Genomic DNA, 20,901 nt, shown 5'->3' on the forward strand with positions numbered 1-20,901 from the left:
CTGGTGCCGGGGGCGAGTCCGGCCGGGGCGACGACGATGCGGGCCGCCCTCAGTGCTCGAGTCGTCCGAGGCCGGGCTACCGCTGCCCGGTCGAGGCGATGCGGTCGTCCAGGTGGGCGCGGACTCGGAACATCCTGGCGCCGGCTTCGTCATGACCGGTGAGCCGTACGTGGTGCGCTCGGCGTTCAGGCTCCGCCGGCCGCGCCGGCGGTGCCCACCTCGGCCATGGCGGCGTTGCGGGCATGCGCAAGATCGCGAACGTTCGACCGGGCCAGAGGGTGCTGGTCACGGACACCTCTGGGCCGCGTGGGCTCCTTCGCCGTACAGATCGCCAGGGCGCTTGGCGCCGGGAACCCGACGAGAACGCCTCAACCTGCCGCCACTCCGGCGGACGGATCGCTCCTCTCGAAAGAAGAACCGATGAACATTCAGACGAGAAGCCCGAACCTGCTCGACAACCCGCCGGTCCCCGTGCAGGTCAAGCTCGCCGCCGCATGGACCAGCTTCATGTTCCTCTACATCTACGTCGACTACTTCCACCTCTACAAGCCCGGCACCGTCGACAACATCCAGGCCGGCGTCGTCTTCGAGTTCGACATCAGCCCGACGTTGCTGACCGTGATGCTCGCGTCCGTGGCGATCCCGGCCCTGATGGTGATGCTCTCCATGACGCTGCCCGCCCGGGTGAACCGCGCCACGAACCTCGTCGTGGCATCGCTCTACATCCCCTACTCGGTGTTCAACGCGGCAGGGGAGTCCTGGGACTGGGCCTCCTTCTACGGCCTTTCCATCGGAATCGAGGTGCTGCTCCTGGGCTTCATCCTGCGCTCCGTCTGGGCATGGCCGCGAATCTCCGCCGTCCCGGCCGGTCCCGAGACGGCCGACCTTCGACAGGACCTTCGACAGTAGGCGTCCGTGTAAAGCCCGCCGCCGCGGACGCCGGGCCGACCATGACCAGCTCAGTGGCGGTATACGCGGAGAACCTGCTCACGAGCGGTCCGGTGTCCGCGCCAGTGGTGTGCGACGACTGGCGTCGTTCTACCTGGATGACACTCTGATCGACCTTCCATGAGGTACGGGCCGCGCCCCGCCGTACCCGCGTGATGTCAGCGGAACGAGCGGCGGTAGGCGGCTGGGGTGGTGTTGAGGGCGGTGTGGAAGCGGCGGCGCAGGTTGACCGCTGAGGAGAGGCCGACGCGGGTGGCGATGGTTTCGACCGGGAGGTCGGTGTCTTCCAGCAGTGCGCGGGTGGTGGCGAGGCGGCGTTCCAGCAGCCAGCGGGCCGGTGGGACGCCGAGCTGGTCGGCGAACTGGCGGGTCAGGGTGCGGGGGGAGACGCCGGAGAAGGCGGCCATGTCCTCGACGGTGATGGGGTTGGACAGGTTGGCCAGGAGCCATTCCAGCAGGCCTGCCAGGGAGTCGGGCATGGGGCCGGTCGTCGGGAGGGGAGGGTACTGGCGCTGGCAGCCCTCGCGGCGTGGTCCGGCGGCGAGCTGGCGGCCGATGCGCATGGCGTGGGAGGCGCCGTGCTCCTGGAGTACCTGGTGGAGGCAGAGGTCGAGGGTGGCGGCCGAGGCTCCGGCGGTGGCGACGTCGCCGTGGTCGACGTAGATGACGGTGTCGTCGGGGACGATGCGGGGGTGGCGCGCGGCCAGGTCGGCGCTGAGTTCCCAGTGGACCGAGGCGCGGCGGCCGTCGAGCAGGCCGAGGGCGGCGGGGATGTAGATACCTGCGCAGACCGCGACGATCCGGCCGCCTCTGGCGTGGACTCCGGCGACGGCGTCGAGTACGGCGGGCGTCGGCGAGACCGTCCAGCTGGCGATGACGACGGTGTCGGCGGTGTCGAGGGCGTCGAGGCCGTGTTCGACGTGGATGGGGCTGCCGAGGGTGGTGGTGAGCGGGCCGGGGCGTTCGGCGCAGAGGCGGAAGCTGTAGTGCTGCGGGATCTCCTGCCCCTGGTAGCCGAAGACCGCCGATGCCGAGGTGACCGGGTAGAGCTCCTGGTTCTCGCCCACCAGCGCGACGACGCGGTGCGGGTTGGGCGGGGGCGGCGCCGGAGGACACACCGGGAGCGTGATCGGGGGCCGCGTTGACGGCGCCGCCGGGGGTGCCCCTGGACGTGAGCGCGCGGGTGCCTCCGGACGTGAGAGTGCGGGTGGCTCTGGGAGTGCGGGCTCGGGTCGCGAAGGGAGCGAGGGCTCGGGTCGCGCAGGGAGTGGGGGCGCGGGTGGCGCTGAGGGCATGACGCAAATGTACCTAATGATGTCATCTGCGACACCGGTGGTCTGATCTGGAAATATCCAGACTTGTTGCTTATGTGGATGAAGAGTTTCACCCTTTACTTCGGCGCCCGGACGATATCGCTGCTCGGTGACGCCATGATGCCCGTAGCCGCAGCCCTCGCGATCGGTCAGGTGTACGGCATCGCCGGTGTCGGCTATGTGCTGGCCGTCTGGACAGCTTCCGCGGTCCTGGTCATGCTCTTCGGCGGCGTTCTCGCCGACCGGTTCGGCGCCAGGACCGTGATGATCGGCGCGGACGTGTTGCGTGTGTTCAGCCAGGGCGCGGTGGCGATCGCCTTTCTCGACGGCGCCCCGCCGTACGCCCTGTTGCTGGCGATGGCGTTCTTGTCCGGCATCGGGGCCGGGATGTTCGAGCCTTCGGTGAACGGGATGGTGCCGCTCGTCTCCCGGGATCCGCAGCGGGCCAACGCCACCCTGAAGATCGCCGAAGCGATCACCCACCTGGCCGGACCGGCGCTGGCCGGGATCCTGGTGCTGGCGGCCGGTCCGGTCTTCGTCTACGCCTTGGACGCGGGAACGTTCCTGGTCAGCGCGGTGCTCCTGCTGCTGGTCCGCGTGGCCGTACCCAAGCCGGAGCCCTCGGACGTGCTGAGCGATCTGCGCCGAGGGTGGCATGAGTTCAAGGCCAGGAGCTGGATGTGGTCGGTCATCCTGGTCTGGGTTTTCTGGGGGGTTCTGGTGATCGGGCCGTCGGTGCCGCTGTCGTCGCAGGTCATCGGGGCCGACTACGGCTGGGTGATGGCGGCGCTCGGCTTGGGCACGGTGGCCGGCGGGCTGGTCGCGATCCGGCTCCGGCCGGGGCGGCCGCTGGCGGCGGGGGCGGTGGCGTTGTCGGGGTATGTGGCGGTGCCGTTGACGGTCGCCCTCGGGCCGCCGCTGCCGGTGCTGATGGCCGGGCACGTGCTCGGAGGGATCGCGCTGGCGTTCTGGTCGGTGATGTGGACGACCAGCGTGCAGACGCAGGTGGCGCCCGATGTACTCAACCGGGTCTCGGCCTACCAGGTGGCCGGGTCGGTCGCGGGGATGGCGGTCGGCCAGGCGCTGGCCGGACCGGCCGCGTTGCTGGTCGAGCCGCGTACCTTCCTGCTGGGCTCGGCGATGGTGACCGTCGGTGTGGTGGCCGCGTTGCTGCTGATCAGGCCGGTACGGGACCTGGGCCGCCGGCCGGTCGCGGGCGAGCCGGTCCCGGTCCGCCATGGTGCCGCGGAGTCGATCACGATTTCTCGGCGCGGTGGGCGACCTCGCTGAGGAAGACGATGCCGTCGATCAGCCCAAGGTGGGCCGGGTCCAGCGGGAAGTAGGCGAAGTCGTGCGAGTTGCGCGGGGTCGGCCGGGTGAGAGCCTCAGCCAGGGGGCGGGCGTCGACGAGGGTGCGGTCCCAGGGGAGCGCGGACAGGATGCCCTCCACGGTGTCCGGGGGCGGGACCTCGGTGTCGATGGTGCCGAGGGCCGTGGCCAGGAAGGTGTAGCGGTCGCCCAGGTGCGTCTCGGCGATCGCCCCCGCGCCGAACCACTCCAGCGTCTGGTCGCCGAAGCTCATGGCGGCCTTGTTGCGCTGCAGGTGGAGGTTGTGGCCGAAGATCAGGGCCGGACCGAGTTCGGCGATCGCGCGCAGGTTGGCGGCCATCATCACGTCCCGCAGGCTCGACAGCCGGCTCCACCGCGCCGGGGACGCGTCGGCCATCCAGTAGTGGTAACGCAGCAGTCCGGTGGCGGTACGCCCGTACAGTGCCGCCATCTCCCTCTCCGCCACGCCCAGCCCCGGCGCCTGCGTGTCGAGCAGCGCCACCAGGTCGTCGGCGATCAGCCGCAGCCGCCGCGCCTCGGCGGACTGGCCGATCGACTGGGACGGATCCATGGCCGAGTCCTCGTTCGACCACCGGTCGTCCTGGCCGAGCAGCGTGTCGAGCGTCTCCCTGGTGCAGGGGAGCGGATCGTCGAGGAGGTCGTAGAGTGCGGTGAGCGCCTGCCGCGGGCTCGCCGCCCAGTACTCCAGCGGGCCGTCGAAGCCGAAGAACCGGATCTTTTCCTCATGCTCCTCGTTGTACGCCCGCATCCATCGCACGAGTTCGCGGTTGCCGGGGAAGGCGCCGAAGCCGTGACTGAAGCCCCGCTCCATGGCCTCGTCGAGGGTGCCGGTTCCCTTCGTTACGTAGTCGTCCACGATCATGCCCATGAGACAGTCGCTTTCGAGCGCGATCGATCGGTAACCCTCATGTTCGACCAGGTGCCGGAAGATCTCGTTGCGCAGTTCCGGCAGCGCGTCCACACGATGGGTGGCCTCGCCCAGGCCGAGGAGCAGGGGCCGGGTGGGCAGAGACTGGAGGAAGGTGGAGATGGCCGCGCCGTCGAGGGGACGGGCTATGTCCTTGATGTCCATGGCTTCAACGGTATCGTTGAACCTTCGGTTGAAACTTTGCCGGGAAAACGGTGGCGTTCGCCCCAGGGGACCTTCAATCGGAGAGGGAGAGGCGGGATGAACAGTCAGCCCACGTGCCCCCAGTGCCGGGGGAGCCGGGTGCAGTGGGTCGGCGGCATCCCGCTGGCCTGTCACCGCTGCAACAGCCCAGGGTGGGACGATCCGGACACGGCGTTGCTCCGCCTGTGCCGGTGCTGCCTGGGAAGTGGCGAAGTGGTCGCGGTGGACGAGGAACGCCGCGCTCTGGTGCAGGCCGCGTGCCCGGTGTGCGCTCGCTCGGAGTAGCGGAAACTCGATGGACGCACGGCGCCGGGCGGTGTCATAGTCGCGGCCGTGAGCACGAACAATCCCGTCTCGCTGCCCGGTGGCCTGGAACTACGCCAGGCGCGGCCCGCGGACCTCGACCAGATCAGCGCCCTGCTCGCCGAACGCGGCGAACCGGTCGACGCCGTGGACCACCGGCTGGTCGTGGAGGATCCGGAGGCCGGATGGGAATCCTGTGCCGTGGTCGTCGACGGGGACCGGGTCGTCTCGACCGCCACGCTGCTCGATGAGAACGTTCGCATCGGCGGGGTGCGGCTGCCCGCCGGACAGGTCGAGCTGGTCGCCACCGACCGCGCGTACGAGGGGCGTGGGCTGGTACGGGCCCTCATGACGTGGGCGCACGAACGTTCCGCGGCGCGTGGGCACGTCATCCAGACGATGATCGGGATCCCGTACTTCTACCGGCTGTTCGGCTACGAGTACGCCATCGACATTCCTCCGGCGCTGAGCGTGCGCCGCCTGCCGCACGGGGACGAGGCGCCCACGCTCCGCCGGGCCGAGCCGTCCGACCTGTCCGCGCTGCGGGCGCTGCAGGACGTGACGCAGAGCCGGTTCGACGTGGCCATGCCGCACTCCGCGGCGTGCTCGCGCTGGCTGCTGGCCCACGACGGCAGCAGCACCTGGGTGCTGGAACGGGACGGCGCGGTCGTCGCCTCGGGCCGGGTCTCGCCGCCGGACGGCGAGATCCTGCTCGCCGAGCCCGCCGCCTCCGACGAGGCGGCCGCGCGTGACCTGCTGCGCGGCGTCGCCGCGCTCGCGCCGGGCAGCGAGCTGCAGGTCGTCCACCGAGCCGGTACGGTCACCGCAACCGCCTGGCAGGAGTTCGTGAAGGACGAGCCACGCGAGGAGCCGGAGCAGTACTACGTCCGGATCCCGGACGCCGCGGCGCTGCTCGACCGGCTGCGGCCGCTGCTCTGGCAGCGCCTCACCGAATCCGGGGTGGACTACGCGGAGCCGGATCTGGTGATCACGACCTTCGGGGCGCACTATCGGATTCCGGTCACTGCCGACGGCCTCGGCCAGGTCACGGCCGGTGGCCAGAAGCAGGGGCCCGGCCCGACGGGCGCGGCGGTGGCGCCGGACTACCTGCCCGCCCTGGTGTTCGGGGCGCAGGGGATGGCCGGGCTGACCCGCGTCAGGCCCGACGTCTACACGAGGCGGGGAGAGCTGTTCCGGGCCCTGTTCCCGCCGCTGACGGCGGACCTGCTCACGTTCTACGTGCCGTACTAGAGGAAGGTGCGGCCCTCGCCGCGGTAGGTGGGGACCTGGTCGACGAGCTCGTCGCCGTCGATCAGGTGCAGGGTGTCGAAACGTTCGCACAGCTCGCCCGCCTTGGCGTGGCGGAACCACACGCGGTCGCCGACCCTCAGGTCCTGGGCGGCCTGGCCGAGCAACGGGGTCTGGACCTCGCCCGCGCCCTCGTCGGCCGCGTACCGCAGCCCCGCCGGGAAGTAGGGCTGGGGCAGGCGGCTCGGCCCCGCCGCTCCCGAGGCGGGGTAGCCGCCGCCCAGTACGGTCACGATGTCGGGGGCCGGCCGGCGCACCACCGGCAGGGCGAACAGCGCGGCGGGACGGCCGCTGACGCCCCGGTAGAAGTCGAACAGCCGCGGATGGAAGAACCCGGACCCGGCCGCCACCTCGGTGACGGCCTTCTCGCGGACGGTGCGTTCGACGCTGCCAGTGCCGCCGCCGTTGACGAAGTCGAGGTCGGCGACCCGGCGGACCGCGTTGACGATACGGCCCCGCCGGATGATCAGCTCGCGGGCCGAACGGCTCTGCATGAGACGGACGAGACGGGTGTAGGCGGCGTTCCCCGGCGGGTCGTCGCCCACCCCGGCGATCTGGGCCTCGTAGGCCATGAGGCCGCTCAGCCTGAGGCCGGGGCGTTTGGCGATGGCGGCGGCGAGTTCGGCGGCCTGCTCGGGCTCGCGGATCGTGGAACGCAGCGCTCCGGCCCGGAACTTCCCGCTCAGGGCGATGAACGCGGCGTCGATGTCGATGCACAACCGGATCTCGTGCCGGGACGGCACCCCGGCCACCGCGTCCTCGACGAGGTCCAGGTGACCGACGGAATCCACGGTCAGCACGATCTCGCGGGCGGCCCCGGCGTCTGCCGCCAGGCGGGCCAGCGCCTGCCTGTCGGCGGTCGGATAGGCCACGAGGATGTCCGTGAAACCCTGGCTCACCAGCCACAACGCCTCGGGCAGGGTGAAGGCCATGATGCCCTGGAAGCCGTCCATCGCCAGGATGCGTTCGAGCACCGGTCGCGATCGCACCGACTTGCTGGCCACCCTGATGGGCTTGCCGGCGGCCCGCCGTACCAGATCCGCGGCGTTGGCGCGCAGGGCGGCCAGGTCGAGGATCGCGAACGGTGGTTCGAGCGCGGCGGTGGCGCGGTCGTAGCGCTGACGGTCGTCCATGGCTGCAGCGTAACCGGACATGAGCATGATTCGCATTCTTCGGAAGTCCCGTAATGATCCGGCAAACCGGCGGCGGGGAGGGCGACGGGCGGCTATGAGGCGTGTACCCATGGTCGATGTGATGACCACGCTCCAGCAGCGGCTGCCGGGCGCAGCTTCCCTCGCCCAGCCGGAGACTCCGCGCAAAAGGTTCACCCGGGCGCTCAAGCCCGCCCGCACACCCGCCGGCGTGACGCTCGCGCTGGCGCTTGCCGCCGGGCTCGGCCTGACCGCCGCCGAGCTGGTCGCGGCGCTGATGGGGACGCCGCTGGGATGGATTCCGCTGGACCGGGTGCTCGCCGTGGCCGGCCGTACCACGTGGTGGGAGATCTCCTTCGCGGCGCTCGTGCCGGTGATCGGCGGCTCGGGGCTGCTGGCGCTGGCGATCGTGCCGGGACGCTCGCGGCTGGTGCCGGTCGAGACCGCCGACCCGCTGATCGTCATCGGCATCACCCGTTCCGGGCTGCGCCGCACGCTGCGCGCGGTCGCCCAGAACGTCGACGGCGTCGCCCGCGCCCGCGTCCGGCTGCGCAAACGCGCGATCGAGGTGACCGTGACCACGGGATCGGAGAGCTCGGGCGCGATGCTCAGGCAGGTCGGCACCGCGGTGGGCGATCGGCTGGCCGGCCTCGGCGCGATCTGCGCGGGCGAGGTCGTGGTACGGCTGCGCACCAGGGGGCTGTGATGCGCCAGTACTCCGGCAACCGGATCGGCCTGGCCGTCGTCGGCACGATCCTGCTCGCCGCCGGCGCCTACGCCTACCTGCGCGGCCAGAACCTGCTGCCCGGCCTGGCCCCGCGCGCGAAGGTCCTGCCCGACAACGCCGCCGAGTCCATCGCCGCGCAGCCGTGGATGCTCTGGCTGCTGGCGCTGACCCTGCTCGTGCTCGCCCTGCTCTCGCTGCGCTGGTTCCTGCTCGGTCTGGGCTGGGGCCGCAGGGGCGCGCGCAGCGGGACGGGCACCGCGATGTTGTGTGTGGGCCTGAAGGACGTCGAGGGCCTGACCGGCGCGGCTGTCCGCGTCGTGGGCGACGCCGACCGGCTCAACGTCCACCTGGCCTGCCCCGCCGCGGCCGACGTGGGCACGATCGTGAACAAGCTGGACCGCGAGATCATCGGCCGCATCCGCCGCGAGGTCTGCGAGGACGACCGCGGCGCCGTGGTCCGCCTGCACGTACGCCGCTAGCCGCGCATCGAAACGTTCGCTTGGGCGCGCATCGAAACGTTCGCTTGGGCGCGCGTTGAATCGTTCGCTTGGGCGCGCGTTGAATCGTTCGCTTGGGCGCGCAGCGAGTTGTTCGCTCAGGCGCGCAGCGAGTCCAGTAACCGGGCCAGCGCGGCCTGGGTGTCGGCCAGGTCGTGCGGCCCGCCCGCCGCGGCCAGCCAGAGTGCCGCCTCGTTCATCGCGCCGGACAGCAGGTGGGTCAGCGGCTCGACCGGCTGGCGCGCGATGACGCCCAGCTCGACCAACCTGGTGAGCGCCTCGCCCAGGTGGCGCGCGGAGTTGTCCGTGTCGAGCTGCCGCCACTGCGCCCATCCGAGTACGGCGGGGCCGTCCACCAGCATGATGCGCTGCAGCAGAGGATCGGTGCTGGCCGTCAGGAAAGCCTGGCAGCCCGCCACCAGCTGGTCCCAGGGCTCCTCCTCGGCGTCGGCCGCCGCGACGACCCGCGCGGCCACCTCCTGCTGCACCTGGTCGAGCACGGCGCGGAACAGCTCGGCCTTGCCGGCGAAGTGGTGGTAGAGGGCGCCCTTGGTCACCCCGGCGGCGGCGACGATCTCGGCCAGCCCGACCGCGGCGTACCCCTGACCGGCGAACAACCTCCTGCTCTCGCGCAGCAGCGTCGTGCGCGTTTGCTCACGTTGCTCGGCCCGGGTGCTCACATCGACCTCCAGTTGACATACCGACGGTATGCGAGCTAGTTTACTTCACATACCGATGGTATGCGAAAGGAACCCCTCATGAACGTCAGCAGCTTCTACCCGGTCATCGGCAGCTCCCGGCTGGCCGAGTCGCGTGACTTCTACGTGCGCCTGTTCGGGTTCGAGATCACCTTTGAGGCCGATTGGTACGTCAGCCTGCGCCGGGGCGCCCACGAGCTGGCCCTGCTGGACTACGAGCACCCCACGGTGCCCGCCGCGTACCGTAAGCCTGCCCAGGGCATCCTGCTCAACGTCGAGGTGGACGACGTGGACGCCGAGTGGGAGCGCCTCGTGCTCACGGAAGGACTCAAGCCCGAGCTGGAGATCAGGACCGAGGACTTCGGCCAGCGCCACTTCATCGTCGCCGACCCCAACGGCGTCCTGGTCGACGTGATCACCAACGTCGCGCCGTCGGAGGAGTTCGCCGATGGCTACACCGCCGGGTGACTGGCAAGTCTGGCCGGGGGGTCAGCGTGAGGGCCGGTCGTGAGGGGTACGTCATCCCTTCCCCGACATGGCGAGGAGAACGCGATGACCCCTGGTTGCGGCAACTGCAGCTGCTCGGACGCGATGTCCACCGGCACCCCGCCGCGCTGGCAGATCGTGCGCGTCGAGTAGCCGTCCGCGATGCCCCCGCCCCGCGCTGAAGGGCGGGGGCACCACTCGGCCCGCTAAACGTTGAGGCCGTTGAGCACGCTCACCTGGAACGCGATCGCCGCGGGCGTGGCGGCGGGATCCAGGCGCACGGCCTCCGCCCTGGCCATGGCCGTGGCGAACGAGGTGTCCGGGACCTGGTCGCCGTCGCCGTCCACGAGTTCGTCCAGCGTGTGGGCGCCGTCGGCGAAGTTCAGCCAGGCCGTCAGCAACTGGGCGTCGAGCTGACGACGCGGGTCGATACCCCTCGGCGTCAGCGCGGTGAACGCCCGATCCCTGGTCGAGACGTCCACGACCTCGGAGAACACCCTGCTCATGTGCTCCACCGTGCGCAGCAGGCAACCCACGGGCGCTCCGCCGGGACGCATGCGCAGCGCCCAGAAGGCCAGCAGCCTCGGCCCGCCGCCGTCGCCGGTGACGACCAGCGTCGCCTCGTCCGCCGCCTGACCGCCGTCGTCGTCGGCCGCCGTCACGCGCACGCCGTACACACAAGGCCTGGTCCAGGTGTGGCGGGCGACGTCGCGCACGTCGCGCGGCCCCACGTCGGGGCTGGGGTCGGGGTCGGCGCCCGGCGGATCGATCAGGTACGCGGTGCTCGTGCTCTGCCCATCGCCCCAGGTCCAGGTGACGGTCAGGTCGTCGCTGCCGGGGTCGGTGCCGCGCGCGGCCCACTCCGCCGCGACCCCGGCGCGGGCGACGCGCGTGCCCGGCCCCTCGATGGCGACGGCCGGCGCGAGGTTGGCGACGGTGACCGCGGCCGTGTCCTTGCCCGTGCGTCCGCCCTGGTCGGTGACGGTCAGCGTGACCGTGAACGTGCCGTCGTCGCCGTAGACGTGCGTGGCCTGCGCACCCGTGCCCGTGGTCCCGTCGCCGAAGTCCCAGGCATAGGTGAGCGTGCCCGTCCCCGTCGCACCGCCGGTGAAGGCCACCGGCGCGTTCTCCACTCCGGTGTACGGTCCCCCGGCCTCGGCCTTCGGAGCCAGCGCCTGCTCGACGCGTTCGCGGATCTCCGCCGCGACCTCACCGGTGATCTCCGGCGGCGTCGGCGAGTGCGCGCCGTCGGCGTAGTCGGGGTCGTCGCGGAAGTTGTAGTCGAGGTTGGCCCAGTCGTCGTGCCCGGTCAGCGTCTGGCCGGGGCTGGCGCGGCAGTCGTCGAAGCCGAGATTGTTGATGTCGACGGGGACCCGCGCGGTGTCCTGGCTGTTGTTCTCGTTCCAGTCGAGCCAGCCGTTGGCCTGCGCGCTGCTCAGGCCGCCGGCGCCGCCGTCCGCGCTCCAGAACGTGAAGTCGGTCCCGCCGGCGCCGACGCCGTCGGACTCCAGCAGCGAGTTCTCCTTCAGCTCGGTCAGCGCCCCGCGGGAGTAGTCCAGCCGGTTCGGGCCCGCCACCTGCGGGATCAGCGTGGTCTGGAAGGAGTAGCCCATGACGCTGATGTAGTTCGGCTTGCAGTTGGTGTCGTCGGCGCCGCCGTGACGCAGGCCCAGGTTGTGGCCGAACTCGTGCATGAGCGTGCCCGCCTGCTCCCGGACGGTGCCGACGTGGTGGCCCGCGGCGTTCATGCCCCAGGGCGCGCCGCCGAGCGTCACCAGAACGTCGTTTCCGTGGATCTCGGCCCGTCCCGACGAGGTGTCGCCGTCGCGCTCGTGCCCGAACAGCACGTAGTGGTAGACCCTGCGTTTGGCCTCGATGACCTCGGGCCTGGCCCGCTCGGCGACCGTGCCGAACGCGCCGGCCTTGATCGTGTCGAACTCCGTCCACGTGGTCACGTCGTCCTCGTGGGCGAGTTCCTCGTCCTGGTCGATGTGCAGGGTGATCCCGGTGCTGCCGTCCGGGTTGACCACCGGGGCGGCGGCGAACGCGGCCACGACGTCCTGGCCGGCCGCGGGCAGCAGGTCGTGCTGCCGCATGTGGTCGAGCTCCAGGTAGATGTCCTTGCGGCGGCGGTTGGCGCCGGTCAGCGTGAGGTCGGCGACGCCGTCGCCGTTCCCGTCGATGCCCGAGGTCTCCCATTCGTCGAGAATCCCGTCGAGGTCGGTGTCGCCGCTGACGGTGAGCCTCGTCGTGCACGTGGCCAGGATGGTCGCGCCCGTGTGCGACGAGGTGACCTGGATGGTGACGTCGTCGGTTCCGATGGGCGCCGCGCCGGTCGTGAGGTGCGTGTTCACGTTGACCCCGGTGCCGCCGCCCACGTTCCTGACGAGGTAGGTGTGGCGGGGGCCGTAGAAGTCGTTCTCCAGCATCACCGCGGTGAACGTGGTGTCGGGATCGCTCGCCGTCGGATTGCGGAAGCTGAAGTCGAGTGCGAACGTTTCACCGGGCGCCAGAGTCAGGTGCCGCGCGCTGAACCCGCAGCCCGCGGCGGGCGCGGCGAGCGCCGCCCCGCTCCGGCCGGGATCCACCGCGATGAGCGCCGCTGCCAGGAGCAGCACCATGGTCGTTTTCACGCCAGGGAAGATCACCCAGCGAAGATCATCAGAAACCCCGCATCATGGAATTCAACCCTCATATCTGGATCGCGACGCGTTGATCTCCGCCTCATGGCGCACCGCCCAGTCGGCGAGGGCGGACACCGGTTCGAGCAGCGTCCTGCCCAGCGGCGTCAGGCTGTACTCGACACTGGGCGGCACCGTGGGGAACACCTCCCGATGCACCAGCCCGTCCGCCTCCAGCCCGCGCAGCGTACGGGTCAGCATGCGCTGGCTGATGCCCTCGATCGAGCGGTGCAAATCGTTGTAACGATACGGGCGCTTGCCGAGCAACGCCACCAGCAGCAGGCTCCACCGGTCGCCCATGCGCCGGAACACATCACCGGCCGGGCACTCGTCAAGTTCCGCCAGGGGCACCGGCCGAGGAAGCTCGTGAGCCTGGATGGAGGGGACACGCGTGTTCGTACCTGACATCAAACTGCCTTCTTCCGGCCTCCGGCGTGCGCACCGCACGATGGGTCTCGCTGACAACGAGCCTATGGAGGAGAAGCGCCGTGCCCAAGACCGTGATCATCAGTGGCGGCACCGACGGCATGGGCCGCGCGACCGCTCTGGAACGGCTCGCGCGCGGCGACAGCGTCACCGTGATCGGCAGCGACCCGGCCAAGGGCAAGGCGCTACTCGCCCACGCCGCCAGCCCTGACCTGCGCTTTCTCCAAGCCGACCTCTCCTCGATCGCCGAGGTGGACCGGGTCGTCGCCCACCTGCACGACTCCCACGACGCCATCGACGCGCTCGCCCTGTTCGCCAACCGGGTCAGCCCGAAGCGGCGGGAGAGCGCGGAGGGGCTGGAGTTCACCTTCGCCCTGTACTACCTGAGCCGCTACCTGCTCAGCCACCGCCTGATCCCGCTGCTCGACGCCGCCCCCGATCCAGTGATCATCAACGTGGCCGGAGTGGGCAACACGGCGGGCGGCATCGTCTGGGAGGACCCGCAGCTGACCCGCCGCTACGGTCAGATCCGCGCCCAGCTCCAGGCCGGCCGCGCCAACGACCTGCTGGGCGTGGCCTTCGCCGGCAACGCCGGCAGCAAGGCCCGCTACGTGCTCTACCACCCCGGCTTCACCCGCAGCGGCACCGGCCACCAGAATCCCCTGGTCAGAGGCGCACTCAAAGTGCTCGCCAGGCTCTTCGCCCGCCCCGTCCCCGACGCGGTCCGGCCGATCGTGGGCTGGATCGACCGGCCCCCATCGGCGGCGCTTTCCGCCTTCGACCGGGGGCGGGAGGTCGACCTGTCGCTGAAGACACTCGACCCGGCGGACGCCGCCCGGCTGGCCGCCTATACCGAGAAACTGCTCCAGAGGGCTTGACCCTGACCCTGCGTCAGGGGTCGAGCATCGGATCCATGACAAGCACATACGACAGATCTGTCCTTGAGGCCGACCTTCAGGCCATCCACGACAAAGGCATCCCCGGTCTGCTCGCCGCGGTGCACACCGGCAGGGAACTGCTGACCGCTGGCTGCGGCGCGTCTGCCGATCGGCCGATCGCCCACGACAGCTTTTTCCGGATGGGCAGCACGGGCAAGACCTTCACCGCCACCGTGGCGCTCCAGCTCGTCGGCGAAGGCCGGCTCTCCCTCGACGACACCGTCGAGGACTGGCTCCCGGGCGTGGTACGCGGCAACGGCAACGACGGCACCAAGATCACTGTCAGGCGGCTGCTCCAGCAGACCAGCGGTCTGCCCGAGTACATGTTCGACGTCCCGATCTGGACCGCGGCGGACTTCCGCGAGCACCGCTACGACTCCTACACCGCCGAGGACCTCGTGGCCCTCGCCATGCGCCACGAACCCCACTGGATCCCGGAACCCGGCGACCGCCGCTGGAGCTACTCCAACACCAACTACACGCTGACCGGAATGATCATCGAGAAGGTCACCGGGAACCCCCGATCGCAGGAGGTGACGGACCGGATCCTCCGCCCCCTCGGCCTCGACCGCACCTTCTCCCCGGGCGACGACCCCAAGCTCCCGGACCCGCACCCGATCGGCTACACCGAATTCCCCGACAGCCCCGAGCCGGTGGAGACCACCGAATGGAACCTCACCGCCGCCAGCGCCGCCGGCGACCTCATCACCACGATGCCCGACCTCGTGCGGTTCTGGCAGGCCCTGCTCGGCGGCGAACTCCTCAACCCGGCCGAACTCGCCGCCATGAAGCAGACCGTCCCCGCCCCCGAATGGGGCCCCGTCTTCCCCGGCGCACGCTATGGCCTCGGAATCGCCCAGCTCCAATCCCCCTGCGGCTCCTATTGGGGTCACGCGGGTAACACCCCCGGCCACACCACCCACAGCGGCTTCACCGAGGACGGCCGCCGCGGAATGGTCCTGCTCACCACCCTGTGGGCCCCCAACGAGAACGCCCTCCCCATCGAGAAGCTCATCAACACCGCCATCGACCACCTGATGTGCGACGCGAAGATATAGAGATGCTCACCATCGGCCGGCTCGCCGCTCACACCGGCGTGACGGTACGCGCCGTCCGCCACTATCACCATCTCGGCCTGCTGCCCGAGCCGGAGCGGGACGCCTCCGGATATCGCCGGTATGGCGCCGCGGCCGTCGTCGACCTGATCCGGATCAAGACCCTGGCCGACGCCGGCGTTCCGCTCGCCCGCATCGACGAACTCCTCCACGCCGGCCCCGGCCACTTCGCCGAGGCCGTCACCGAGATCGACCACTCCCTGGCCGAAAAGATGGACCAGCTCCGCGAACACCGCAGGCGCATCTCCGAACTGGCCGCCGGAGACCGCCTGTTCCTCCCAGAGGACGTCGTGCGCATCCTCGACCGCCAGCGTGCCCTGGGCGTCGGCGAGGGTCTGGTGCGCTTGGAACGCGACGTCTGGATCATGCTCGCCGCCCAGACACCCCAAGCCGTACCCGAATGGGTCGCCGTCAAGAGCGCGGCCCTTGACGATCCGGCATTCGTCGAGCTCTACCGGACGATCTCCCACGCCCTGGACTGGTCTCCCACAGATCCACGCCTACCGGACCTCGCCGAACAGATCACGACCTGGCACCACCGAAACCTCGACCGACCCGGCCCGGACTCCACGGTCCCGGCGGACCTGATGTTCGCCCACGTCCTGCAATCATCACCGGCACTGCGACGACTGCTGGTGGCCGATCCAAGGTGACGACCTGGATGGCTACGCCCCGCGATGACCAGCCCATCGCCCCTTGCGAAGATCGTGCTAGCTTCCTGGGTTGCTGTGGCGGCCGACAGATGTGGGGCAACGATGTTCACGTACGAGTTCGGTGTTGTCGAGTGGCTATGGGATACGAACGCCATCCGGGTCAACCTGCCGGGAGGAAACGAGCGCGTGCTCTCCGGCAGCTACGACGAGGTGGTCGCGGTGCTCTCCGAACTCGGCGGCCAGGGCTGGGACGTTGCCACCTGCGCTGCCCAAAGCAACTGGCTGTTCTGGACCATGCGACGCCAGCGCTGATCGCCACCAGACAGCTGTCGAGAGTCACGGCCTGGAGACTTCGCGCAGGCCCAACGGGATGGGCGCTCATGGAGTTGTGTTCGAGTCTTCAACGGCCGGGTCGGCGAGCCTTTTGACGCATCCACGGATAGGCAGCGCTTGCGTCATAGTCCGTGATCTGGCCCGCTCTCCTTCGCTGGGGGAGCGGGCACTTCGTCGTCTCCTGGTCCTGCTACCGCTGCGCATGGGAATACCCATCCGGTAGGCCCGATCGCGGGTGGCGGGGAGGTCGCCCTGGAACTGGTGCTCTCGCTCGTCTGCTCTTTGGCGAGCAGGAGCTCAGACGGCCGGGTGAAGTCCCAGCGTCATGTGCGGGTAGCCCGCATGGATCCGCTCCCCGAGCTCGATGCCGAGGCTCGCGATGAACGTGGTGATCGCGGCTGTGGCTTGCTCGATGCTGTCGGCATGGCCCTTGAACTCGAACTCGACGAAGTTGCCCAGGTCGGCCACGGCGTCGAAGGCGACCGCGATGCCGTCCAGGTGCCACTCCTCCCGGGTCTTGTCCACCACTGTCAGCTTGGTGAAGTCGAGGGATTGGAGGGTGTGCCGGACGGCGTCAGCGTCGGAGATGCGGCTCTCGTACTCGTCGCAGTGCGTCTTGATCTTCGCTTCCAGCGGGTACCACCGCTTGAAGTTGAGTGAGGCGTTTCCCGCCTCCTCCCGGATACGTAGCCACTCGGAGATGACCTCGCCGTTGAGGAAGTCCTTGTGCGGCGCGTTGAAGTAGGTGTCGACCTGCCGCGAGGACTCCCCGGCCTGGGCGCCCCGCTCTGCGAGGGTGGCCTTCAGGTCCTCCACCGGAGTGAGGAGGCGGAACTTCTGCTCGACCTCGGTGTACTCCATGATCTGCTCCTATCGGGTGTGTACGGCCGGGGAGGGGCGCTGCGCCAGCATGACGCGAGGAGGCTCGGTGAGGTGCCTGATCGTCGATGTCCTCGGCGCTCAAGAAACTGCGAGGAGCGTCGATGTCCCGGCCATGTGGTCGCGACGGTGTCTGCGTCCTGCCTCGCCGCCTGCAGCTCGCCCTGGGCGCCTTGATCAAGCAGGTAGATTCCAGCTTGGGCCTGCGGGATCCCCGAGCCAGACGCGCTGCTCGTCGACTGCTACGGTCAGGCCGAACCCGCTTTGATGTGGGCTCCCAGCCCCTTGCCAGGTCAGGATGGCTTCTTCGGCTTCGTCCCACAGCTTGATCGGCCCGTGCTGGTGCACTGTCCACCCGCCTGCGGAGTCTGGCCGGACGTCAGCTTGCGAGCCGGTGCTGACGTCGTGCACTACGAGAATGTTGCCGGCCCAGCCGTGTTGGGCTTGGGGGATGCCGAGTTGGGCGACGAACAGGGCGGTGTCCTGCTTGAGGATCGCGGGGTCGATTCTGCTGTCGCGCTGGTCGCCGCGGCCCATGTCGATGGGTGGCCGGGGTGGTGGCTGGTGCGGCCGGGCGGTCATGAAGTACACGTCCTCGGTGAGGAAATGGCCGCTGGCGGAGCCGTCGTCGGTCACCTGCAGGTGTGCGAAGGCGGCGCCGCCGAGCCATCCCATCATGGGCGTGGTGATCGTACCTCCGACGCACATCTGCCTGAGCCATGACAGCGGGATGGTGCGCACCGCACACGTGGCGATCAGGCGATCGTAGGGGGCGTCGTGGTCATGGCCCAGCAGTCCGTCGCCGGTCACGAGCGTGGGCGCGTATCCGGCCGCGGTGATGGCGGCCTTGGCGCGGGTGGCCACCTCGGGATCGACCTCGACGGATGCGACGGATGCGGCCCCCAGCCGGTGACACATCAGCGCGGTGGAGTAGCCGGTGCCGGTGCCGATCTCCAGCACCTGGTCGCCTACGCCGATCCCGGCTGCTTCGAGCATCGAGATGACCAGGCCGGGAAAGGTCGATGACGAGGTGGGCCTCAGGATCGGCACGGGACCGGTGGCGTCCTCGGCCATCACCCCGTCGAGCTGGGTGACCCAGGTCTCGTCGGTGTAGACCAGGCGCAGCCACTCCTCTTCGCTCATCTCCGCCCGCCGTACGGGCACCCAGCCGAGGCCGGTCTCGTGACGATAGACGGCATCGCCGATAAAGAGCTCGCGGGGCACCTCCTCCAGCGCGGAGCGCCAGGGCGCGGAGGCGATGTCGGCGGCCAGTTTGCGGCGCAGGTCGGCGGCCAAGGTCATCGCTGCCATCCTTTCAGCAGGGTGTCGGCGAACGTCGCGGCGATCGCATCGGAGTTGGGAAGCCAGCCCCATTGCCCATTCGGGTTGCATTCGACGAAGATCCACTGGTGAGTCTCGCTCGCGTCCTCCAGGAGGGCGAAGTCGAAGCAGCCGAAGATGAGGCCGAAGCGGGCCAGGTACGTGTGCAGCGCGGCTTGGACGGCCGAGGGTACCTGGATCGGGGTGTGCAGGAGGGCAGATGGGTTCTCGCTGCGCCAGTCGAGCATGCCCGCCGGCGAAGTGATCCGGTGAGCGAACACCCGCTCGCCTACCACGGTGACCCTGGCGTCGCCGCTCTTGGGGATCTCGGCCTGGAACAGGTGGGCCGTGACGTGCAGAGACTCGTCCAGATCCGCGGGATCGACCCGCTGTGTCCAGATGGCCGCTACCGGGCCCTCCGGCACGGCCGGGACACCGCGGAACGACTTGTAGATCATCGCGGGATGCTCCGCGGCGAATTTCTCGGCCGCGTCCAGGTCATTGGTGATCAGGGTTGCCGGTATTGGCAGTCCCAGGCGGGCGGCCATCTGCAGTTGCGCCGGTTTGTAGTCGGCCCGCTGGTTGCAGAGGGGGTGGTTGACGTAGCGGCAGTCCGGCAGGTTGAACAGCAGGCCGTGCAGGCCGTAGCGCGCCTCGGCGATGGCGAAGGCGCGAGCTTGCGGATCGAGGCCGTCGAATCGCCAAGCTGAGGGGCGGCGGTAGTACACCGCCCGCGCCCTCTCCAGTTCGATATTGCGACTGGCGGTGCGCAACTGCCCCGTCCAGCGGGCTCCACCCTCTCCCAGCCAGGCACTGAAGATGAGGTCGGAGCCCACATCGGCGGGGTCCACGCGCGCTATGGGCACCTGGCGCTCGTGCAGGGCGGCGATGACCAGGTTCGCGGTGACGTCCTCTGATGAGGTGATTACCATCACGAAGTAGGGCTCGGTTCGCGTCACGCTAGTCAGTTTCGGAGTCGTTTTGGGAGTCGTCCGGCACGTCCGGTGCGTTCTTGGACCCGTCACCGGGACGGGACAGGGTCCCTGACAGGTATGACCGGTTGGTGCCTTTGCTGGCCATCTCGACGATTGTCCCCTGCTCGTCGTAGAAGCGAGCGATCTGAGTGTCCGGGTCCACGCGCACCATGACGTACGGGAGTCTGGCCACTTCCAGACGTTGCGTTGCCCGGCTCAGCCCCCAAGGGCGCGGTGCCGGGGCGTGGGTAACCATCATGTCGATCTCCTCATTGGCGGGTGATCTCGTTCTGACGGTAGATGCCGACATCGGTGTCGACTAGGTGCGATCGTGACCTGGGCGGAGCGGGTCATCACCCACGCCACGAGATCGGCGAGGTGGCGCAGGCCGGGGGACTGGGAACGATATGGCAGGCGTCCGCGCCCACCCTGGCCTGCGCCTCCTCAACGGCCCCCCCGAACCGGCCGCGCTTATGTGTCTTCTCAACCGTATCCGCACGGAGAATCCAGCCGCCTTGCTGCATCTCAGCGACACGAGCTGCGCGCCAGGCCCCGAGAGCCCCCGTCCTCTCGCCGTTGTGCGGTGGGATGAGGAGGACGGGGGCGGCCTCCTCATCCCAACCACCCGCCGGTCCCCTGCGGGGGTCGGCGGCCCTGGCCGCCTCGGCTGGCCAGCTCTCCCGGTGTGAGAAGGCGATTACCAGCATCGCTTCCGGGAGCAGGGGTCACCGGCACCGGCCAGACGCAGGGAAGAAGAGGTTCGGCCGCGCTCATGAGCGTGCGCAACACGTCGGGGTCGCTGGCGGTCACCGGCTCGACCTTGTGCGGGCCGCAGTAGAAGGCGATCCACTCCCGATGCCATTCCAACCACAGCAGGCACCACAACTCCCATGTCGGCTGAAGCGGTTTGAGCTGTGGCGCGCTCATGGCGGGGCCTCCTCGAAGCGGTGGGGTGGCGGGCCGAGCGTGGCTATCGGGGCATGCTCGGCCCGCCGAGCGGTCGGACGGGATCGTCGGTCGTGATGGCCCTCCGATCACGACCGGTCAGGCGGCAGCTGCGCGCGCATCCCTGACCGGGGCTTGGTTGCCGGACCCACCGGTGCGGAACTCGGCCATCACGGCGAGGAACTGGGCTTCCCCGACATCGAGCGGTATCAGGTCGTCGGTCCGCCATGTGGACGCCTCGACCAGGCCGAGCTCCAGGAGGTCGAGCCCGTCGAGAATCTTGTGTATCTCGGCTGAGCTGCGCGGGTAGATGGGCGACAGCTGGGCGTAGAGCTCAAGAGCTTCGGCTCTGACCTTGGCAGATAGCAGGTCGCCGCACACGTGCGAGAAGATCAAGAATCTTTCGTCGCAGCCGTAGCGGTGGATGCCTCGGGTGGTGGGCCGCAATGGGCAACCGTTGGAGCCGGGCCCAAGCAGGGGGATGAGAGTGTGCGCGGCGCCTTCTGGATCTTCGATGGGATGCCAGTGCCAACGTGTCGGCGAGCGGACGAACCAGCGAAAGCGCTCAGGCCCGCACCACACCGTGAGGCTTGCGCTCACCTTCAAACTCGGCTGGCATCCCGGACGCACGTGTACGTCGCCATCTCGGGTACCGACGTCGTGCCTGATTAGCGCGATTCGTAGTAGCCGTATCGCCTGGCCAGGTGTCATGTCCCTGACCGTAGGCCGCAGTTGAGGACAGAAA

General features: G+C 69.6%; 22 protein-coding genes. 10 read left to right on the top strand and 12 right to left on the bottom strand.

The features are described 5' to 3' along the window. Positions 1-420 precede the first annotated feature (420 nt). Positions 421-909 carry a DUF6326 family protein gene (locus ACFWYW_RS02200; protein WP_379609190.1) on the top strand — a complete coding sequence of 163 codons (489 nt, stop codon included), beginning with the start codon at positions 421-423 and terminating at the stop codon, positions 907-909. Positions 910-1,106: 197 nt separating this feature from the next. On the opposite strand, the gene ACFWYW_RS02205 is transcribed toward ACFWYW_RS02200, so the two are convergent. Further along, positions 1,107-2,066, bottom strand: coding sequence for a GlxA family transcriptional regulator (locus ACFWYW_RS02205; protein WP_379609192.1), 960 nt, complete (start codon positions 2,064-2,066; stop codon positions 1,107-1,109). Positions 2,067-2,321: 255 nt separating this feature from the next. Between ACFWYW_RS02205 and ACFWYW_RS02210 the strand changes: the two genes are divergently transcribed. Further along, entirely contained in the window at positions 2,322-3,551 is a 1,230-nt protein-coding gene (locus ACFWYW_RS02210) for an MFS transporter (RefSeq protein WP_379609193.1), read from the top strand. Here the strand turns inward: ACFWYW_RS02210 and ACFWYW_RS02215 are convergent. Further along, entirely contained in the window at positions 3,517-4,683 is a 1,167-nt protein-coding gene (locus ACFWYW_RS02215; protein ID WP_379609194.1) for an erythromycin esterase family protein, read from the bottom strand. The two genes, ACFWYW_RS02210 and ACFWYW_RS02215, sit on opposite strands and share 35 nt — an antisense overlap. Before the next feature lie 372 nt (positions 4,684-5,055). On the opposite strand from ACFWYW_RS02215, the gene ACFWYW_RS02220 reads away from it, so the two are divergent. Further along, positions 5,056-6,276 (top strand): GNAT family N-acetyltransferase, encoded by a 1,221-nt coding sequence (locus ACFWYW_RS02220; protein WP_379609195.1) that lies wholly within the window; start codon positions 5,056-5,058, stop codon positions 6,274-6,276. Here ACFWYW_RS02220 and ACFWYW_RS02225 read toward each other — a convergent pair. Beyond that, positions 6,273-7,466: an amino acid deaminase/aldolase gene (locus ACFWYW_RS02225; RefSeq protein WP_379609197.1), complete on the bottom strand. Its 1,194-nt coding sequence runs from the start codon at positions 7,464-7,466 to the stop codon at positions 6,273-6,275. The genes ACFWYW_RS02220 and ACFWYW_RS02225 overlap by 4 nt on opposite strands. Before the next feature lie 121 nt (positions 7,467-7,587). On the opposite strand from ACFWYW_RS02225, the gene ACFWYW_RS02230 reads away from it, so the two are divergent. Both ACFWYW_RS02230 and ACFWYW_RS02235 read left to right on the top strand, forming a co-directional pair. Next, positions 7,588-8,190, top strand: coding sequence for a DUF6286 domain-containing protein (locus ACFWYW_RS02230; protein WP_379640886.1), 603 nt, complete (start codon positions 7,588-7,590; stop codon positions 8,188-8,190). Then, complete coding sequence (locus tag ACFWYW_RS02235) at positions 8,190-8,690, top strand: hypothetical protein (RefSeq protein ID WP_379609199.1); 501 nt, start codon at positions 8,190-8,192, stop codon at positions 8,688-8,690. The genes ACFWYW_RS02230 and ACFWYW_RS02235 overlap by 1 nt, the downstream gene beginning before the upstream one ends. Before the next feature lie 116 nt (positions 8,691-8,806). Here the strand turns inward: ACFWYW_RS02235 and ACFWYW_RS02240 are convergent, their stop codons facing one another. Then, positions 8,807-9,388, bottom strand: a complete 582-nt coding sequence (locus ACFWYW_RS02240; protein ID WP_379609200.1) for a TetR/AcrR family transcriptional regulator — start codon at positions 9,386-9,388, stop codon at positions 8,807-8,809. A gap of 78 nt (positions 9,389-9,466) precedes the next feature. On the opposite strand from ACFWYW_RS02240, the gene ACFWYW_RS02245 reads away from it, so the two are divergent. Next, a complete protein-coding gene (locus tag ACFWYW_RS02245) occupies positions 9,467-9,874 on the top strand; it encodes a VOC family protein (protein ID WP_379609201.1) in 408 nt (135 codons plus the stop codon). Between the two features lie 224 nt (positions 9,875-10,098). On the opposite strand, the gene ACFWYW_RS02250 is transcribed toward ACFWYW_RS02245, so the two are convergent. Both ACFWYW_RS02250 and ACFWYW_RS02255 read right to left on the bottom strand, forming a co-directional pair. Beyond that, positions 10,099-12,525: a PKD domain-containing protein gene (locus tag ACFWYW_RS02250; protein WP_379609202.1), complete on the bottom strand. Its 2,427-nt coding sequence runs from the start codon at positions 12,523-12,525 to the stop codon at positions 10,099-10,101. Positions 12,526-12,576: 51 nt separating this feature from the next. Next, positions 12,577-12,924: a winged helix-turn-helix transcriptional regulator gene (locus tag ACFWYW_RS02255; protein WP_379640887.1), complete on the bottom strand. Its 348-nt coding sequence runs from the start codon at positions 12,922-12,924 to the stop codon at positions 12,577-12,579. Between the two features lie 137 nt (positions 12,925-13,061). On the opposite strand from ACFWYW_RS02255, the gene ACFWYW_RS02260 reads away from it, so the two are divergent. The 4 genes from ACFWYW_RS02260 (at position 13,062) to ACFWYW_RS02275 (ending at position 16,017) form a co-directional block, all read left to right on the top strand. Next, a complete protein-coding gene (locus ACFWYW_RS02260; protein WP_379609204.1) occupies positions 13,062-13,877 on the top strand; it encodes an SDR family NAD(P)-dependent oxidoreductase in 816 nt (271 codons plus the stop codon). Between the two features lie 35 nt (positions 13,878-13,912). Further along, positions 13,913-14,995, top strand: a complete 1,083-nt coding sequence (locus ACFWYW_RS02265; RefSeq protein WP_379609205.1) for a serine hydrolase domain-containing protein — start codon at positions 13,913-13,915, stop codon at positions 14,993-14,995. A 2-nt stretch (positions 14,996-14,997) separates the two neighbouring features. Further along, on the top strand, positions 14,998-15,705 hold the full coding sequence (locus ACFWYW_RS02270; RefSeq protein ID WP_379609206.1) for a MerR family transcriptional regulator: 708 nt from the start codon (positions 14,998-15,000) through the stop codon (positions 15,703-15,705). A gap of 102 nt (positions 15,706-15,807) precedes the next feature. Further along, positions 15,808-16,017, top strand: a complete 210-nt coding sequence (locus ACFWYW_RS02275; protein ID WP_379609207.1) for a hypothetical protein — start codon at positions 15,808-15,810, stop codon at positions 16,015-16,017. Between the two features lie 318 nt (positions 16,018-16,335). Here the strand turns inward: ACFWYW_RS02275 and cyaB are convergent, their stop codons facing one another. The 6 genes from cyaB to ACFWYW_RS02305 all read right to left on the bottom strand — a co-directional run bounded on the left by cyaB (position 16,336) and on the right by ACFWYW_RS02305 (position 20,756). After that, on the bottom strand, positions 16,336-16,899 hold the full coding sequence (gene cyaB / locus ACFWYW_RS02280) for a class IV adenylate cyclase (RefSeq protein WP_379609208.1): 564 nt from the start codon (positions 16,897-16,899) through the stop codon (positions 16,336-16,338). A 195-nt stretch (positions 16,900-17,094) separates the two neighbouring features. Further along, positions 17,095-18,219 carry an ATP-grasp peptide maturase system methyltransferase gene (gene tgmC / locus ACFWYW_RS02285; RefSeq protein WP_379609209.1) on the bottom strand — a complete coding sequence of 375 codons (1,125 nt, stop codon included), beginning with the start codon at positions 18,217-18,219 and terminating at the stop codon, positions 17,095-17,097. Further along, a complete protein-coding gene (gene tgmB / locus ACFWYW_RS02290) occupies positions 18,216-19,196 on the bottom strand; it encodes an ATP-grasp ribosomal peptide maturase (RefSeq protein ID WP_379609210.1) in 981 nt (326 codons plus the stop codon). The genes tgmC and tgmB overlap by 4 nt, the downstream gene beginning before the upstream one ends. Before the next feature lies 1 nt (position 19,197). Continuing rightward, positions 19,198-19,521 carry a putative ATP-grasp-modified RiPP gene (gene tgmA / locus ACFWYW_RS02295; protein WP_379609211.1) on the bottom strand — a complete coding sequence of 108 codons (324 nt, stop codon included), beginning with the start codon at positions 19,519-19,521 and terminating at the stop codon, positions 19,198-19,200. Between the two features lie 302 nt (positions 19,522-19,823). After that, the gene (locus ACFWYW_RS02300) at positions 19,824-20,138 is read right to left on the bottom strand and encodes a hypothetical protein (RefSeq protein ID WP_379609212.1); all 315 of its coding nucleotides are present in this window, start codon (positions 20,136-20,138) and stop codon (positions 19,824-19,826) included. Positions 20,139-20,255: 117 nt separating this feature from the next. Beyond that, positions 20,256-20,756, bottom strand: a complete 501-nt coding sequence (locus ACFWYW_RS02305; protein ID WP_379609213.1) for an SAM-dependent methyltransferase — start codon at positions 20,754-20,756, stop codon at positions 20,256-20,258. Positions 20,757-20,901 lie beyond the last annotated feature (145 nt).

The organism is Nonomuraea sp. NPDC059023, from assembly GCF_042740095.1.
Lineage (GTDB): Bacteria > Actinomycetota > Actinomycetes > Streptosporangiales > Streptosporangiaceae > Nonomuraea.